This is a genomic window from Acidovorax sp. ACV02 (assembly GCF_014851475.1).
GTDB classification, from domain to species: Bacteria; Pseudomonadota; Gammaproteobacteria; order Burkholderiales; family Burkholderiaceae_C; genus Acidovorax; species Acidovorax delafieldii.
The window spans coordinates 55669-73400 of the sequence record NZ_JACUZU010000002.1 but is presented as its reverse complement, the minus strand read 5'-3'; the positions used below and the strand labels follow the sequence as shown (position 1 = coordinate 73400).

Sequence of the window (17732 nt, the reverse complement as noted above, 5' to 3'; positions counted from 1 at the left end):
AACAGGGTAGTTACCTCTAGCGCTTTTTCAACTTCTCAAAAAAGCTTACTTGGCGACCACGCGCACCATTTCCAGGCACTTGTTCGAGTAGCCCCATTCGTTGTCGTACCAGCTCACGACCTTGACGAAGGTGCCGTCCAGCGCGATGCCGGCGTCAGCGTCAAAGATGGACGTGCGGGTGTCGCCACGGAAGTCGGTGGCCACCACCTTGTCTTCGGTGTAACCCAGCACGCCCTTCAGGGCGCCTTCGGACTGGGCCTTCATTTCGGCCTTGATTTCATCGTACGTGGCGGCCTTGTCGAGTTCCACGGTCAGGTCCACCACCGACACGTCGGAGGTGGGCACGCGGAAGGACATGCCGGTCAGCTTCTTGTTCAGCGCAGGGATCACCACGCCCACCGCCTTGGCAGCACCGGTGCTGGAGGGGATGATGTTTTCCAGAATGCCACGGCCGCCGCGCCAGTCCTTGTTCGAGGGGCCGTCCACGGTCTTTTGCGTGGCGGTGGCTGCGTGCACGGTGGTCATCAGGCCGCGCTTGATGCCCCACTTGTCGTTCAGCACCTTGGCCACGGGGGCCAGGCAGTTGGTGGTGCACGATGCGTTGGAGATGATGGCCTGGCCTGCGTAGGTGTCGTGGTTCACGCCGAACACGAACATGGGGGTGTCGTCTTTCGACGGAGCCGACAGGATGACCTTTTTGGCACCAGCGTCCAGGTGCTTCTGCGCGGTGACCTTGTCCAGGAACAGGCCGGTGGATTCGATCACCACGTCGGCGCCGACTTCGTTCCACTTCAGGTTGGCGGGGTCGCGCTCTTGCGTGAGGCGGATCTTCTTGCCATTGACGATCAGGGTGTTGCCCTCGACCGCCACGGTGCCCTTGAAGCGGCCGTGCACCGAGTCGTACTGCAGCATGTACGCCAAGTACTCAGGCTCCAGCAGGTCGTTGATGCCCACGACTTCGATGTCGCTGAAGTTCTGGATGGCCGAGCGCAGCACGTTGCGGCCGATGCGGCCGAAGCCGTTGATACCAATCTTGATCGTCATAGGGAGCCTCTTCAAAGTTGCAAAGTCGAAATCATGAATTGGCCGCCGCGCGCCCGCTGGCAGCGGTGCGCAGCGGGCAAAGGGCGTTTTAACGGGCCTTCTTGGAGGGCTTCAGGCGGGCCGCGCCGATGGCCACCAGCACTGCGTCGGCCACGTTCTCTTCGGTGAATCCGAAATGCTTTAACAGCACAGGCGCGGGGGCCGATTCACCGTAGGTGTCGATGCCCACCACGGCGGCGCAGCCGTACTTCCACCAGCCGTCGGTCACGCCCATTTCCACGGCCACGCGCGGCACGCCCGCAGGCAGCACACTGCTCTTGTACTTGGCGTCTTCGCGGTCGAAGGTGGTTGTGCTGGGCATGGAGACCACGCGCACGCCGATCTTCTTGTCGGCCAGCAGGCGCTGGGCCTTCAGGGCCAGCTGCACTTCAGAGCCGGTGGCAATGATCACGGCCACGGGCTTCTTCTTGAGGCCCACGTCGGCAGGCTCGCTCAGCACGTAGGCGCCGCGCGAGATGTCGCCCAGGTCGCGCTTGGGCGCATAGGGCAGGTTCTGGCGCGACAGGGCCAGCACGGTGGGCTTGTTGCGGTTGGACAGGGCCACGCTCCACGCCACGGCGGTTTCTGCCGTATCGGCGGGGCGCCAGACATCCAGGTTGGGAATCAGGCGCAGGCTGGCCACGTGCTCGATGGACTGGTGCGTCGGGCCGTCTTCGCCCAGGCCGATGGAGTCGTGCGTGAACACGTGGATCACGCGTTGCTTCATCAGCGCAGCCATGCGGATGGCGTTGCGGCTGTAGTCGCTGAACGTGAGGAAGGTGCCGCCGTAGGGGATGAAGCCGCCGTGCAGCGCCACGCCGTTCATGATGGCGGCCATGCCGAATTCGCGCACGCCGTAGTTGATGTGGCGGCCACCGATTTTTTGGCCGTTTTCGAGCGCGGTCTGCACCACGTTGCCCTGCATGTCAAAGCGCAGATTGGGTGTGCTCTTGGTGTTGGTGAGGTTGGAGCCTGTCAAGTCGGCGCTGCCGCCCAGCAGTTCGGGCAGCGCGGCGGTGAAGGCTTCCAGCGCCAGCTGGCTGGCCTTGCGGCTGGCCACAGTCTCGCCCTTGGTGTGCGCTGCCACCACGGTGTCCACGGCCACTTGCGCAAAGTTGGCGGGCAGGTCGCCCTGCATGCGGCGGGTGTATTCGGCAGCCAGCTCGGGGAAAGCCTTGCTGTAGGCGGCAAACCGTTCGTTCCAGGTGGCTTCAGCGGCAGCGCCAGCGGCCTTGGCGTCCCAGCCGGCGTACACGTCTTCGGGGATCATGAAGGGCTCGCTGGTCCAGCCCAGGGCTTCGCGCGTGAGCGTGATTTCTTCGGCGCCCAGGGGCTCGCCGTGGGCCTTGGCGGTGTTCACGCGGTTGGGGCTGCCCTTGCCGATGTGTGTCTTGCACACGATGAGCGTGGGGCGCTCGGTCTGCTTCTTGGCTTCGACGATGGCTGCGGCCACCTTGTCGGCGTCGTGGCCATCGATGGGGCCGATCACGTTCCAGCCGCTGGCCACGAAGCGCAGGGGGGTGTTGTCGGCAAACCAGGGAGCAACCTGACCGTCGATGCTGATGCCGTTGTCATCGTACAGGGCGATCAGCTTATTGAGTTTCCAGGCGCCCGCCAGCGACACGGCTTCGTGGCTGATGCCTTCCATCAGGCAGCCATCGCCCAGGAAGGCGTAGGTGTGGTGGTCCACCACGGCATGGCCTTCGCGGTTGAACTCGGCAGCCAGCAGCTTTTCGGCCAGCGCAAAGCCCACGGCGTTGGTGATCCCCTGGCCCAGCGGGCCTGTGGTGGTTTCCACGCCGGGGGTGATGCCCACTTCGGGGTGGCCGGCGGTCTTGCTGTGCAATTGGCGGAAGTTCTTCAGCTCGCCGATGGGCAGGTCGTAGCCGGTGAGGTGCAGCAATGCGTACAGCAGCATCGAGCCGTGGCCGTTGGACAGCACAAACCGGTCGCGGTCAAACCACTGGGGGTTGGTGGGGTTGTGCTTGAGGTGGCGGCTCCACAGTGCCACGGCCATGTCGGCCATGCCCATGGGAGCGCCGGGGTGGCCGGAGTTGGCTTGTTGAACGGCGTCCATGGCCAATGCGCGGATCGCATTTGCCATCTGTTGGGATTGCTGGGTGTTGGCCATGGGGGGAGGGTTCAAGAGGGGTGGTGCAGGGGAAACCCGGTATTTTACCGGGGCGCGCTGCACTCACCCAGCGTGCTTCGCCCGGGCTGCTCCAAGGTGGCTTCTGGAATGCTGTACGCGGCCCCTGGGTTCGGGGCATGGCGCGCCAGATGTGGCGTCGCCCACCGCACTTCATGGCTGCGGGGTTGACGCTGTGGATACAGGTACGGTACAACGGCTCTGTGCGGCTCTTCAGGGGACCTGCACAAACACTGGCGCAGACAGCGGGCCTTCGTTGCCTGCCGCGTCCAGCATGCTGACCTGGTAACCCCGATGACCACGCGGAGCGGCGGTGTCTGTAAAGGTGATTCCGCTGACGGTGGCGATCAGTACGCCATCTCTGTAGACCCGATAGCCTGCAGCCCCGGACGCGATGAACGCCTGCTTGACCGCCTGCATCTGCGGATTGCTGCTGGATTGCGGCAAATACCCGTAGTTGATGGTCCACACCAGGGTGCCGCCCAAGCCTTGCTCACGCACCCACTGGCCTTTGGCAGCGATGGAGCGCTCGTCTTCGAAGCTCAGGTAGGACACTGGCGTGTTAGGGCCGCGATTCCACGGCGGGGAGTAGGTGATGTAGCTCTGTTTTGCCACGTCATCCCAATGGTAGGTGGCGCCCGTCCGGCCGAAGGCGTTGTCTTGAACCAGGCGCTGGTAGTTGTTTTCCCAGTCGCCATTGTTCATCCAGCCCTGCATGCCATTCATGCTCTGGCGCGGTCCGGTGACAGGCTTGTTGTAGTAGGCGCCATACAAACCGATGCCGATGCCCAGCTTGGAGCGTGGCACGCCTGCGTCAAGGTAGGCCTGGACCGTCGATTGGATCGACGTTGGATGTAGTTCACCTGCTCCGAACAAAGGGGAGTGGTGCCATGACAGCCAGCCCCAGTCGCCCGCCATGCTGTAAGTCATCAAATTGAAGCGATCGACTGCGGCTGCCACTTCGACGTGCCAGGGCGTGATGTCGGACTGGTTCTGGTTGACCCAGAAACCAGGCCAGCTTAGTTCCAGTGGCGCGTTGGGTGCTTGGTATCGGGCCCTTTGCGCGGATGCGACGCGTAATTCACGCAGAAGTGCCAGGGCCTGGGCGCGTGAGGTGGCGGTGTCCAGGTTTTCTTCCCAGTCGATGTCCACGCCGTCGTAGTTTTTCTGTACGGCCTTGTTCAGAATGTTCTGGATGAAACGTGCACGAACTGTGGGGTCGGCGGTGGCGGCCAGAAATCCGGGGCCGTCACTATCGCCCCCTACCATCATCACCGCCTTGACCCCCGCAGCATGGGCCTTGGCGATCAGCGCACCCTCCACCTCTGGCGAGTGCCCTCCGCCCGCTCCTTCGAGCAGATCACCCGCCCGGCCGCCTGGGAGGGACCCGAGCGCGGGTGCGTAGCGTCCGAAAACGAAGTGTGTCATCGTGCTCATGTCCACGGCTTCGGGCGGATAGGTCTCCCAGAACCAACCTGCGTAGTAGCCGTTGACCCACTTGCCGCTGCGGGCCACCGGGTCCCAAGCCAGGCTCACCCCGCGGGCGGAAACTGTCGTACTTATCCCGCTGACCGGGGGAAGCGGGTTACTCGCCTCTACCGCAACCTGCGCGGTGGCCGTGGTGCTCTTGCCGGCGCTGTCGGTACAGGTCAGGGTGTAGGCGGTGTTGGTGGTGGGACCTACCAGTTCGCTGCCTTCGGTGGCGCGCGGGCCGCTCCATCCGCCCGACGCGGCGCAGCCCGCTGCGTGGCTCGCCTGCCAGGCCAGTCGCGCGCTCTGGCCTGCGGTAATGCGGGGCGGCGTGGCCGTCAAGCTGATCGTGACGGGCGGTGGTGGCGTCTTGCGCACCGTGACGGTGGTGGATGTGCTGGTCGTGGCACCCGCCGCATTGCGGCAACTCAGACCATAGGTGGTGGTGGTGGCAGGCCGCACGGAGGCACCGCCGTTGGTGGCCTGTTCGCCGGTCCAGCCGCCGCTGGCGGCGCATGCGACAGTGTTTTCGGTGGTCCATGTCAGGATGCTGCTGCCCCCCATATCAATGGCTTCTGGCTGGGCCGTGAATGCGCGGATGCGTGGGGGTTCTGGTGGGGGCGGGGGCGTTGTGGTGGGCGTCAACCCCTCAATGAAGAGCTGCGCCAGCCCTTCGCCCCCGGCCTCAAAATACTCCATGCGCACGGTGTGATGGCCTTCCGTCAGCCGCAGGGATGCGGAGTCCATCGCGATGCTGTGCCGAGCCCAGTGGTTGATGATCCGTTTCCCATCGACGTACAGGCGCACTCCGTCGTCTGTGAAGGTGGTGAACTTGGCGGCTCCAGCGGCGAACGGCAGGCTTGCCGTCCAGCGGGCTGAGAACGCGTCCACCGGCAGACGTGCGTCGGGACTGTTGGTCATCCAGTAGTAGTCGATGGGGCCCTTTTCGCACCGGGTCAGCACGGCGGCCCCGGACAGGCTGGTGTTGGGGAAGTATTCCGCCAGCCACTGGCCGGGCGCGCAATCGAGCGCGAGCGCCTGGGTGCTCGCCAGGAGCAGACCAGCTGCTATGGCACGCACCCGAGGTGCGAAGTGTGGTCTGGCTGCAGCGTCGTGTGGCATGGTTGTCCTGTTGTCTTGGTGCGTGAAATATGTGGAGACATCGCCGCGGCAGTGGCTCGCAGCCGTTTTGGAGTAAAAAAGTGAGCAACCAGCGCTTGATTGACAAGCGCTGAGAGCCATTTCTATAGATGTATGAGCATGCGTCAGCCAGTCATGGCAAGTCGTTCCTGACGCCGCCCGCAGTGCGCCCTGCGATCCTTGCTCGCACTGCGGGGCACAGTGGTGCCGAGCCGTCCAACAAAAAGCGCATGCGACCACTCTGAAGCAGCGCCATACCGGCGATCAGCACTGACAGCAGAATCAAGCCCCATTCAGACAATGTGGGAATGTTTTGCACACCACCCACCGCGCCGGGTACTGGCGTGACGGCGGCCGACGGAGGTGCTGATGCGTTGCCGCCTGCGGTGTTGGCGGTCACCGTGAAGGTGTACGCCGTGCCGTTGGTCAGGCCCGTTACGGTGCACGAGGTGGCAGGTGCCTGCACGGTGCAACTCGCGCCGCCAGGTTGGGCGGTCACTGTGTATGACGTGGGCGGGGTGCCCCCCACGGGGGGTTGCCAGGACACCGTAACCCGGCCATCGCCAGGGGTGGCGCTGACATTGGTGGGTGCGTTGGGCGCTCCCTCGGCCAGCACGCGCAGGGTGACCGCATCGGATGCCATGCCGTTGGCGAACAGCGTGAGCTGATACGAGCCCGCAGTGGCCCCCGACGGCATGGGGCGCCCAGTGAAGGTGGTGGCGTTGGAGTTCTCTGCTGCGAGCCAACGGACGTCCCCGTTGTCTACGCGCTGCATGCGCACCAGGGGCACGTTGGTGGCAGATTGACTGAATCCGCCGCCGCTGCCTTCGCTATCGCCCGTAAAACGCAGTCCGCCCAATTGCAGCGCGGAGCCATGCGCGACCTGTGCCGGCGCCGTTGTGATGCGCGGGCGACGCGCATCCGAAACACCCAGTTTTCCACCGTAGAGCAGTGCTGTGGCAGCGCCGTTGGCCAGACCGCCTGCGATCAGTACCTGTCCATTCGCCAGCACAGTCGCGGTGTGGTGGTTTCTCCCCTGGGGCAATGGGCCAGCAGTCTGCCAGGTTCCGGCACCTGGGTCGTAAACCTCCGCTGACCCTATGCCAGCCCCGTTGTACATACCGCCGGTGACCAGAACGCGGCCATCGCTCAGGAGCGTTGCCGTGTGGACAACGCGCTTTTGCTGTAGGTCGCTGGTGGGTTGCCAGGCGTTCGTCGCGGGGTCAAATATTTCAGCGCTGTTCAGGTAGGTGAAGTTGGCTGTGCCTCCTGCCACCAAAACCCGGCCGTCCGATAGCAGCGTTGCCGTGTGCTGGCTCCGCGCACCTTGCATACTTGGGCCTGATGTCCAGGCACCCGTGCGGGGGGTGTAGAACTCCACCGTAGCGGTGGTTTGCCCGTTCACCGCGTCTCCGCCCACCAGCATGACGCGTCCGTCGCGCAGCAGGGTCGCCGTGTGCCCATTGCGCGGCGTCAACATGGACCCTGCGGACAGCCATTGGTTGGTCGCTACGCTGTAAATTTCCGCCTCTCCCACACCGCCGTTGTTGGTTCCTCCTGCCACAAAAACGTCGCCACCTGGCAGCAAAGTGGACGTGTGCACATACCGTCCGTGGGTGAGCGAAGGAGCCGTGGACCACCGATTGGATGTAGGGTCGTACAGTTCGACATCGTCGAGGGAATATGCGCCCCCCACCACCAATACGCGACCATCGGTCAGCAGGGTTTGCGTGTGGTACTGCCGTGCCTTTGCCATCGGTGCAGCCGCTTGAAACTGGCCACTGGCGAAGTGGTAACGCAGCGCAGTGTTGGAGGGCTGGTTGGAACCACCGTTGGGAATGAGACCACCAGCGATAAGTACAGTGCCGTCGGGCAGTGCAGTGGCTTTGTGATAAGCCCGCAGTGCGGGCAACGGGCCAGTCGCGGCGGGCGCCAGCGTATCTGCGCTAAACAACTCAGCGCTGTCGAGAGCCCCGGCACCACCCTGGCCGCCGATCACGAGCACATCGCCGGTATGCAGCACCAATGCGGTATGCATGCTGCGCGCTGCGATCATGGGTGCAAAAACGTTGATCGAACCCGATGGTGGGTTGTAAATCTCAGCCGTATCGATGGGTATTCCTCCCGCCTCGCCCCCGCTGAGCAGTACTCGTCCGTCGGGCAGCAGGGCCGCGGTATGCCGGGTGCGAGAAGCGTTCAGCGTTGCCGAGGGAGTCCACGTGTCGGCGGCGGGGTCGTACAGCAAGGTGCTGGCCAGCGCACCGCTTGCATCATTGCCACCGGCTAAAAACACTTTTCCATCGGGGAGCAGGGTCGCAGTGTGGTCAAAGCGAGGTGACGGCAGCGCTGCCACGGAGGCCCACGTGCCGGTCGATGGGTTCCAGATTGCCACCGCTTTGGTGGAGGACTGGCCGTTGTCGATACCTCCGACCACGAGCACGCGTCCGTCATTCAGCAGCGTGGCTGTGTGCTGGCGCGCGCCTTGGCCCGGCATTTGTGCGATGGAATCCCAGCTCTGCGTCTCGGGGTCATAGATCTCCGCCGATCGCCGCGCTTCAGCGCCAGATTTCCCTCGGCCGCCGACGATGAGCACGCGCCCATCCTTGAGCAGCGTGGCGGTGTGGTACTCACGTTCTACGCCCAGGGAGCCTACCGTGGTGAACTGGCCCGCTTGTGAATCGAAAATTGCGGCCGATGTCTGCGAAACGTTTCCGTTGCTTCCGCCCGCAAGCAATACCGTACCGTTGCGCAGCAACGTTGCTGTGTGGCGAGAGCGGGCCCCACCGAGCAGTGCCGGCCCGGCAGTCCATTTGCCGGTGCCCGTGTCATAGATCTGGGTGCTCGCGTTGGTGGCGCTGCCACTGCGCCCTCCGGCCACGAGCACGCGGCCATCATTCATCTCGGTGGCGGTGTGCTCATAGCGTGCGGTGGCGAAGCTGACCGCTGGTTGCCACCCTGCAGCGCTGGCCACGGCCGCGCTGGTCACTCCCAGCCAAAGGGCTGCGGCCCTCAGCACGCGCCGCGTATTCGCGGCCAGTGCGGTATCTGTCATGCGAAATCCCTTCCAAAGAAAACAAAATGGGCCCGCTACGGGCCCGTGGTGAATTCTTTAGAAAAGAGGCCATGGCGGCGACAGCCGTTCAGCGCAAATTCACAGCCGGCTGTTCGGTGGGGCGTCGGCACAGGGCGTGACACCGCGCTCTCGCTTGTAGGCGCGCGCGAGGATCGCGCCTGTGGAATACCCCACGGCATCGGCCACTTGCTGCAAGGTGAGGCGCTGCTCTTTGAGCAAGCGCTCCGCCAGGTGCAGTCGCCACCGCGCCAGGTAGCGCATGGGCGGAAGCCCCGTCTGCGCCTGAAATCGCTGGGTGAACTGCGTTCTGCTCATGTGGCACAGCGCGGCCAGCGAGCTGGCTGTCCAGGGCTGGGCGCAGCGGGTATGGATGCTCTCCAGCGCGACCAGAAGGCGCTCGTCCCGCAGGGGGGTGACGTCTTTGGCCGGGCTCTGCACTGCACGCCGAGGATCGTTCAACCACGCGAGCACCAGCCGCTGCATGAGTGAATTCATGACATGCGTGACCCCGACGCCATTGCCACCTCCCCGAATGTCGGCCATCCATGCGACCAGTTGCGTCATGGTGGGGAGCCAGGTCATCGCATCCGCCTTTGCCAATACGAGGACGGGCGGCAACGAGGCCATCAGTGGATGGGCTGAGAGATCAGAGCGCCAGTAGAAACTGCCGCTCCAGCGCTCGTCCGCCGATGGTGGTGCGTTCGCCGCGTGCCCCATCACGATGTCAAAGGATTTGCCGCGTCGCTTTAAACCCTGGCCCACCAGGTCAGAAAATTGCTGCAGTGGTGCACGCTCATCGGTATAGATGCGGTGGCGCCCTGCGTGCGGCAAAAACACGACGTCTCCCGCATTCAGGGCCAGCGGGGCGTTGTTCTCCCAACACAGCCGGCAACCCTCGCTACCCACGATGTACAGCGGCGAGCGGCTGCGGCTGGTGATCTCCACGTGAAGAGGCGAGTCACATTGAAACTGAAAATGCAGAAAGGGTTCGAACGTGAGGCTGTTGACCATCGCCTCATGGGATCGGTTCGTGGGCGCCAAGGCTGGGCGTGTCTGGTCGGTGACGTTGTGGGTCGGATTGCCGACGATGGGGGCGGGGGATTCTGCACGCGCCTGAAGGGGCCATGCGGCATCTCTCATGGGGGCTCCATTGAATAGGATTGGGTGCGTGCATGCACCCCAGGGAGCGCGATTGTGTGGGGCGGTGGCGGTGTGTACCAGTCCCCCGGGGGGGAATGGCGTTGCGACCCAACTGCTGCTAGTGCTGCTGCAGAATCCGGCCCAGGCTCTCCCAGTCGGCGGCGCCGGTGACTTCGAAGATGGCCCGCAGATGCTTCTTGAGCGCTGCCGCGCCTACGCCTGTACGTTCCATGCACTCGCTGCGCGCGTGGCCGATACCCGCCAATAGTGCGATTTCGCGTTGCAACGGACTGAGTGGCAAAGCAAGGACGCGACGCACCACATCAATGCAGCGGGAGTGCTCCAGTTGAAGCGTCAGCATGACCTGGCCGGGCCCCCCTGCCAGAGAGTGCAGTTCGTGCGCTTTGGCCACCAGCCAGCCATGTGGAACGGGCACGCGCGATGTGCCCTCCTGTGGCAAGCCCAAACGCTGCAACAGATCCTGCGGCAAGTTTTGCGGCCGGCTTGATCGCGAGTCATCGCGCACGCCGAGTCCGGCCAGGTTGGCTTGACGCAGCAGCTCGGTGGCGGCCGCATCCATCAGCAGGGGGCGCTGATCGGCAGCATCCAGGAGGATATGGCCTGTGGCACCGAACCGCCCGGTTTCCCAGCGGGTGATGAGCGAGGTGGGCTTAAAAGCCCGTGACAGGCTGATGCAGGCACGCTCCAGCATCCTGGCCTGGGCATCGCTAAAACCGGGGCCAGGCTCCAGAAACAGCGCCGCAATGGCGCGTGTGCGGCCCTCCACCTCGACGCGAAGATCCAGCGTATGTTGGTGGCCGCTGGCGCGCACCAGAAGGTTGTAGCTGTTGGACCGAAAGTACCTTGCCCCCGGGGCCAGGAGTCGACCGACCCGAGGGCCGTCGGTCTTGGCAAGTTCCAGCACGTTCGTTTCCCCGGGGCCGTTAAACAGACGCAGGTATTCGTTGAGAAACAGATCCTGCGTGGATGCGGGTGAGTCCTCGTGGTGAAACCCTGCAGGAAGGCCGTCTTCGTCCAGCCAGAAAAGCGCTGCGGCGTCGGCTCCGACCAGCGTGCGCAACACCGCGCAGACGTCAGGTGCGACCGGCGCAAGCCCTAGGCCCAGGTCGCAGAGCATGTCGAGCTGTTGCCAGAGCCGCTGCTGCGAGGCGACGGTTTTGGGAGTGCTGATGGCCTGCGGGCGCATTGGGTTGGGATCTGTGCAAAGGCTAAGCGGGCATTATCGGCAGCACGAAAACGGTTGGCGCGATCCGGTTGGCAGAAAATTGAAGCTCTTTGTGCGGTTGCGCGCTTGCGCCAAGCCGGCCGCGACCCGCCCGCCGATGCACTACAGTGCACCCCCATGCACGGATTGCACCTCACTGCCGATCTTCATGGCTGCCGATGCGCGCCCCACTGGCTGCTGGACGCGGACGCACTGGGCCGCGCCTGCACCGTGGCGGTGCAGGCATCGGGGCTGCAGGCGGTCGCCCAGCTTGTTCATGCGTTTCCTTCCACGGGGCATGGGCCTGGAGGAGTCACTGCCACGGTGTTATTGGCAGAGTCCCACTTGTGTGTCCACACTTGGCCGGAGCGGCGGGCGGTCACCCTCGACGTCTATGTCTGCAATTTTGGTGCGGACCACTCGGGAAAAGCGCATGCGCTGATGAATGCTTTGCTGGCACTTTTTGACCCTGTTGCCGCCGAGCGCCACGCGCTGCAGCGCGGCGCCGTTGTGCAAGAACGTACGCCATGAATCCTGGGGTACACGTATCTTCCCAAGTCCCCGCATTGCTGCTGGCCGCAGGCCGGGGCGAGCGCATGCGCCCGTTGACCGACAGCATGCCCAAGCCGCTGCTGCAGGTGCAGGGCCAGCCACTGCTGCAGTGGCACCTGCAGGCTTTGCTGGACGCAGGTGTGGAGCGGGCGGTGGTCAACACCGCATGGCTGGGTGGACAGATCAGCGCGCATTTTTCCAGCATTTTTGCCTCCAAGCGCAGGAATAATATGCCTGGGAAGCTATCAATTTCATACTCCCACGAAGGGGTGGACTTTGGCGGCGCGCTGGAAACCGCTGGCGGTATCGCCCGTGCATTGCCGCAGCTCGGCCCGGTGTTCTGGCTGGCCGCAGGCGATGTGTTTGCGCCCGATTTCGTGTTCGACAGCGCAGCGGTGGCGGCCTTCGAGGCCAGCGACCACCTGGCCCACCTGTGGCTGGTGCCCAACCCCACCCACAACCCGCGTGGCGACTTTGGCCTGTCGGCCGACGGCCTGGCGCTGAACCTGCCCGCCGACGACCCTGCACCGCGTTACACCTACAGCACCATCGCGCTGCTGCGCGCCGAGCTGTTTGCAGGGCCCTGGTGTGACATTCCGCCTGGCAATCCGGGCGGCATCAAAGCCCCGCTGGCGCCGCTGCTGCGCCGGGCGATGGACAATGGCCGCGTCAGTGCGCAGCTCTACACCGGCCGCTGGACTGATGTGGGCACGCCCGAGCGGCTGGCGCAACTGAACCAACCCGGCTGAGGCCGGGCTGCTCATCTTCTGATCTTCAATCCGCAGGCTGGGCGGCTGGCGTCGGTACGGCTGTCGGCTGCCCGCCCAGCATGCCCGCCAGGCTCTGCGCCATGCTGGTGATACCTTCGTTGGAAAGGCCCGCATCCTTCATCACAGCATCTACGATGGGCTTGGCGATCTGGTATTGCAGGGCCGAGTTCATGACCTGCTCCGGGAAGGTACCCTGCACACCGTTGCCGCCTGCCATTGTGCTCTGGCTACCTTGGCTGCCGGGCATGCCGCCCACCTGCACGATGCGGATCGAGTCGATCTTCTCCATGGGACGCACGGCCTGTTCGATGATTTGGGGCAGTTGCTGCAGCAGCAGACTGCGCACCTGCAGGTCCACCTGCGCGGCTGACAAGGTGTTGAGGGCCTCGTTCAGCGCTCGCTTGCCTTCTGCCTCGGCCAGAGCCGCGGCTTGGCGGGCACGGGCTTCGATGGTGATGGCCTCGGCACGGTCGAGGGCGGCTTCCTTTTCAGCCGATGCGGAGACCCGGATCGCGATGGCGTTCTGCTCGGCGTCCTTAGAGGCCTCGATCAACTGGATGCTCTTGTCGCGCTCGGCGACGGCCACCTGGCGTGCGGTGTTTACGGCTTCTTCGGCCTTCACAGCCTCAGCGCGTGCCAGGTTGGCAGCGGCGTCCGCATCCGACTGTTCGCGCGACTTGGTGGCAATGGCGATCTGCGTGTCCTGACGGGCGATTTCCACCTGCTTGCGCTGCTCGGCGCGCTTGGTCTCAGTGTGGCGCTCCAGTTCGATCTCACGCGTCTGGATGACCAGGTTCTTTTCGATCTCGGCAGCCTTGATCTCGCGCTCGGCCTCGATGCGCTTTTGGCTCACCTGGCGCTCGGCTTCGATCTTGGCGGCCTCCGCCTCGCGGTTGCGCTCGGCCTGTTGCGTGGCAATGAGGGCGGCCTGCTCGGCGCGGGAGTTTTCGATCTCGCGTTTTTGCGACAGCGAGGCGAACTCCTGGTCCTTCTCAATGGTGAGCTTCTGGCGCGTGGCTTCCAGGTCCTTGGTGCGCACCTGCACCTCGGTGTCCTGCTCCACGTCGTTGCGCTGCTTGCGGCGCGCTTCGGTCTGCTCGGTCAGGCGCGTCAGGCCCTCGGCGTCGAAGGCATTGTTGGGGTTGAAGAACTGCTTTTCGGTCTGATCCAGGCTGGTCAGCGAGACGGATTCAAGCTCCAGGCCGTTCTTCTCCAGGTCTTCGGCTACGGCGTTCTGCACGGCCTGCACGAAGTCGCGGCGCTTGTCTTGCAGCTCCTGGATGGTCATGGTGGCCGCGGTGGCGCGCAGCGAGTCGACGAACTTGTCTTCCACCAGAGCCTTGAGCTCCTCGGGACTCATAGTGCGCGCGCCCAGCGTCTGGGCGGCGATGCTCACGGCCTCTTCGGTTTGCTTGACGCGGACGAAGAAGGCGGCTGTCACGTCTACCCGCATGCGGTCCTTGGTGATAAGGCTTTCCTTGGCGCGGCGCACTACCTCAAGCTTCAAGGTGTTCATGTTCACCAGCACGCGCTCGTGGAACACCGGCAGCAGGATGGCGCCGCCATCCATGATCACCTTCTGGCCGCCCAGACCCGTGCGGACGAAGGCGGTTTCCTTGGTGGAGCGCTTGTAAAGGCGCGAAAACACGATGCCAATGGTCAGCAGGGCCAGCAGGGCAATGCCCGCGATGGTGCCCATTTCGATCAGGTTGGTCATTTTCTAGGTTCTCCCTCTTTGGTTGTCTGTTGGATGGGGGTGTGGCAATGGGGGCCTACATCAGCGCGGGATGCGGGTTGGCGATGCAGCGGTAGAAGGCGCCCACCTTGCGCACGATGAGGATCTGCGCGCCTTCGTCGAAGATCTCGTCATCCACATCGGGCTCCACCATCAGGTAGTGGGTGCGACCGTGTGTGTCACGCACGCGGGCCTGCGCGGCCAGGCCCCGGCGCGCGGCGCCCGCAGAGACGACGCCCGGGCGGCCGATGAGCGACATCTCGCTCACGGCCGAGGTCTCGTCGCGCGGGATGATGTGGGCGACGAGCGCCCCCAGGCTGCGCACCGTGGCCATGCCCGGGGCCACGGCCGCAAGGCCTGCAACCCACACCGGCAGGTAAAAGCCCAGCAGGCCGTGCGCGACCTTCTGCAGGCTGTAGCCGAACACGGCGTAGCCCGCGAGGAACAGCACCATCAGCACCAGCGAAGGCACCTTGCCCAGGTGCAGCCAGCCGAGCACCCGGTCCAGGCCGCTTTCTCCGTGCACGTCGGGCAGCAGGTCGTCGATCCAGTTGCTGGGGCTCAGCGAGATCAGCATGCCCAGGCCCTCGATCAGCGCAATGCCGACGATGAGCGCAAAGGCCACGCCGAAGGGCCAGGTCTCCGGGGCGGTGAACAGGCCAACGATCACGGCTTGACTGCCCTCAGTTGTGCCATGCGCTCGGCGATCTTGTTGTCACGCACCAGGTCATCGAGCTCCTTGAGCTTGGCGGCTTGGTCGAGCGTGTTGCTGCGGTCCGTGCCCGACAGGCCGGTCTGGCGGGCGTAGACGCGGTCGAACGCGCCAGCCACGGCCTCCATGCGCTGCGCCGGGTTGGTACTGCCGGGCTGCACAGCAGCGGATGGCACGGCGCTGGCGCGACTCTTGCGGAAGGCTTCGAGCGCTTCCGTCATCTCGCGCTGCTTGGCCAGCAGCGCGGCCACGTAGCCGGTGAGCTCGCTCTCCTGCCGCGCCAGCTCTGCCAGCGTGGTCTCCAGCACCGGGATCTGCGCCTCGATGTCGAGCTGGCGAGCCACCGCGGCGCGCGCCAGGTCCTCGCGGCCGGCGGCCAGGGCCTGCTCGATCTGCTCGCCGAGCTTGCCGTGCTGGCCATTGAGATTGGCGTGTTGCTGCTGGGCCAGATGCCGGTTGGCGCTGGCCAGGCCCAGTTCGTGGCGGACATCGTCGATGACGGCATTGGCCTCGCGCAGCGACTGCTCCATCACGGCCACGGGGGCCTGGTTCTCCAGGTGGTCCACCAGTGCGTGGACGCTGCCGGTGATCACGCGTCCAACGCGGGTCTTCAGGGAATCTGCCATCTCAGGCTCCTTTTGAAACAGGGGGGTGAATGGTGTGGGCCAGCTCCAGTGTCGCAGTCGCATGCCGCTGCACGACGGCCGGATCGTAGGCGCTGGCCTGGCTCGTGGTCGCCTGGCGCAGCAGCATCTCACTGAGCGCGAAGCCCCGGCGCACCAGCAGGTCTTCCAGCCGGGCGGCCTCTTGCTCGGAGGCGGGGGCGTTGCTCACAATGATCGCCAGGCAGGTGGTGACGTGGTCCAGCATGGCGTTGAGCACGTCGGAATGCCGCCCCGTCTGACCTTCGGTGCGCACCAACGATTCGCGCAGCCGCCCCGTAATGTCCCGCGCCCAGGCATGTGCAGCGACATAGTCCAGCGCACCGTCATGGTGGCGCTTGAGTTGGCCCAGCAACACACGTAGTTTGTCGCTGTTGGTCGTGGCGCCTTCGACTTGCAGCTGGGCCAGCCAAAGGTAGAGATCGCTCGGTATCCGGGCGGAGAGGGGCTCCATCGTGGTGGGCGTGACAGACATGTGTGAACCTCAGATGGTGATGAATGCGATGGTATTCATATGAATACGTTTGTCAACAAGCCATTGGCGCAGTAGATTTTCTGGAATTGTTGGGTCACAGGATGTCACTGCCCAGTGTCTGGCCATGGATTCGCGATAAAAATAGCGGATGAGCTCAACGTCCTCGCAATCCATTTATGTCCAGCGCCGTGCGCGCCTTGCTGCCCAGTTGGGCCCCGGGGGCATTGCCATCATTCCTACGGCGCTGGAGCGCCCGCGCAACAGGGACAGCGACTTTCTGTTCCGCCACGACAGCTACTTCTATTACCTGACAGGCTTTACCGAGCCTGGCGCCTGCCTGGTGCTGGCGCACGATGGCCGAAGTACGCTGTTCTGCCAGCCCAAGGACCTGGAGCGTGAGATCTGGGACGGCTACCGCCTGGGCCCGGCTGCTGCGCTTGCGGCCTTGGGCGTGGACGCTGCGCATTCGATGGCCGAACTGGACAGCAAACTGCCGCGCCTGCTCGAAAACACGGCCTGCGTCTGGTACCCGTTTGCCACGCACAGCGGCTTGGCCGCGCGCGTGGAGGGCTGGCTCAATGTGGTGCGGGGGCGCGTGCGCTACGGCGCCATCTGTCCCGCCAAGCAGAACGATTTGTGCACTTTGCTTGATGAGATGCGCCTGTTCAAGGACGCGCACGAGCAGGACATCATGCGCCGTGCCAGCGCCATCAGTGCGCGGGCTCACATCCGCGCCATGCAGCGCTCGGCCCGCATGCTGCGCGCCGGGGAGGATGTGCGTGAATACCACCTGGATGCCGAACTGCTGCATGCGTTCCGCGATGCGGGCTCGCAGTACCCGGCCTACAGCTCCATCGTGGCGGCGGGCGCGAACGCCTGCGTGCTGCACTACCGCGCCGATGCGGCCCCGGTGCGCGATGGTGAGCTCGTGCTGATCGACGCGGGCTGCGAGCTGGACAGCTACGCCAGCGACATCACCCGCACCTTTCCCGCCAACGGCAAGTTCACGGGCCCGCAGCGCGCGCTGTACGACCTGGTGCTGGCCAGCCAGGACGCGGCCGTGGCTGCCACCAAGGCGGGTGCGCGCTTCAACGACCCGCACGACGCCACGGTGGCCGTGCTGGCGCAGGGCATGCTGGACCTGGGCCTGCTCGACAAGAACAAGGCGGGCACTGCACAGGACGTGATCGACAAGCGCGCCTACTTCCAGTTCTACATGCACCGCACCAGCCACTGGCTGGGCATGGACGTGCACGACTGCGGCAGCTATGTGGAGCCCGGCGAGGTGGGTCAGACCAGCGAACGCAAAGACCCTCTCTCGGGCGAAACGATCACCAATCGCCCCAGCCGCATCCTGCGGCCCGGCATGGTGCTGACCATCGAGCCCGGCATCTACGTGCGCCCCGCCGACGGCGTGCCCGAGCAGTTCCACAACATCGGCATCCGCATCGAAGACGATGCCATCGTCACCGAGACGGGTTGTGAGCTGATCACGCGCGGTGTCCCGGTGAAGGCCGACGAGATCGAAGCGCTGATGCGCGCCTGA

General features: G+C 64.6%; 13 protein-coding genes. 3 read left to right on the top strand and 10 right to left on the bottom strand.

Annotation, left to right across the window (positions count from 1 at the left end; all coding sequences use genetic code 11):
- Positions 1-45: 45 nt before the first annotated feature.
- From gap to IB236_RS04210, 6 genes are all read right to left on the bottom strand, one after another.
- A complete protein-coding gene (gene gap, locus IB236_RS04235) occupies positions 46-1044 on the bottom strand; it encodes a type I glyceraldehyde-3-phosphate dehydrogenase (protein WP_192419056.1) in 999 nt (332 codons plus the stop codon).
- Positions 1045-1132: 88 nt separating this feature from the next.
- Positions 1133-3214: a transketolase gene (gene tkt / locus IB236_RS04230; RefSeq protein ID WP_192419054.1), complete on the bottom strand. Its 2082-nt coding sequence runs from the start codon at positions 3212-3214 to the stop codon at positions 1133-1135.
- A gap of 231 nt (positions 3215-3445) precedes the next feature.
- A complete protein-coding gene (locus IB236_RS04225; RefSeq protein ID WP_225580970.1) occupies positions 3446-5824 on the bottom strand; it encodes a glycosyl hydrolase family 18 protein in 2379 nt (792 codons plus the stop codon).
- Between the two features lie 151 nt (positions 5825-5975).
- Positions 5976-8597, bottom strand: coding sequence for an IPTL-CTERM sorting domain-containing protein (locus tag IB236_RS04220; protein ID WP_192419052.1), 2622 nt, complete (start codon positions 8595-8597; stop codon positions 5976-5978).
- A gap of 396 nt (positions 8598-8993) precedes the next feature.
- Positions 8994-10055: an AraC family transcriptional regulator gene (locus tag IB236_RS04215; RefSeq protein WP_225580969.1), complete on the bottom strand. Its 1062-nt coding sequence runs from the start codon at positions 10053-10055 to the stop codon at positions 8994-8996.
- 118 nt (positions 10056-10173) lie between these two features.
- Positions 10174-11262, bottom strand: a complete 1089-nt coding sequence (locus IB236_RS04210) for a hypothetical protein (protein ID WP_192419050.1) — start codon at positions 11260-11262, stop codon at positions 10174-10176.
- 156 nt (positions 11263-11418) lie between these two features.
- On the opposite strand from IB236_RS04210, the gene IB236_RS04205 reads away from it, so the two are divergent.
- Complete coding sequence (locus IB236_RS04205; RefSeq protein WP_192419048.1) at positions 11419-11811, top strand: S-adenosylmethionine decarboxylase family protein; 393 nt, start codon at positions 11419-11421, stop codon at positions 11809-11811.
- Positions 11808-12581, top strand: a complete 774-nt coding sequence (locus IB236_RS04200) for a nucleotidyltransferase family protein (RefSeq protein WP_192419046.1) — start codon at positions 11808-11810, stop codon at positions 12579-12581. The genes IB236_RS04205 and IB236_RS04200 overlap by 4 nt, the downstream gene beginning before the upstream one ends.
- 25 nt (positions 12582-12606) lie before the next feature.
- Here the strand turns inward: IB236_RS04200 and IB236_RS04195 are convergent, their stop codons facing one another.
- The 4 genes from IB236_RS04195 to IB236_RS04180 are packed head-to-tail and all read right to left on the bottom strand — an operon-like array spanning position 12607 to position 16186.
- Positions 12607-14319, bottom strand: a complete 1713-nt coding sequence (locus tag IB236_RS04195) for a flotillin family protein (protein ID WP_192419045.1) — start codon at positions 14317-14319, stop codon at positions 12607-12609.
- A gap of 55 nt (positions 14320-14374) precedes the next feature.
- Complete coding sequence (locus IB236_RS04190) at positions 14375-15007, bottom strand: YqiJ family protein (RefSeq protein ID WP_192419043.1); 633 nt, start codon at positions 15005-15007, stop codon at positions 14375-14377.
- The gene (locus IB236_RS04185) at positions 15004-15675 is read right to left on the bottom strand and encodes a PspA/IM30 family protein (protein WP_192419041.1); all 672 of its coding nucleotides are present in this window, start codon (positions 15673-15675) and stop codon (positions 15004-15006) included. The genes IB236_RS04190 and IB236_RS04185 overlap by 4 nt, the downstream gene beginning before the upstream one ends.
- Before the next feature lies 1 nt (position 15676).
- Complete coding sequence (locus tag IB236_RS04180; RefSeq protein ID WP_192419039.1) at positions 15677-16186, bottom strand: hypothetical protein; 510 nt, start codon at positions 16184-16186, stop codon at positions 15677-15679.
- 148 nt (positions 16187-16334) lie between these two features.
- Between IB236_RS04180 and IB236_RS04175 the strand changes: the two genes are divergently transcribed.
- Positions 16335-17732: an aminopeptidase P N-terminal domain-containing protein gene (locus IB236_RS04175; RefSeq protein ID WP_192419038.1), complete on the top strand. Its 1398-nt coding sequence runs from the start codon at positions 16335-16337 to the stop codon at positions 17730-17732.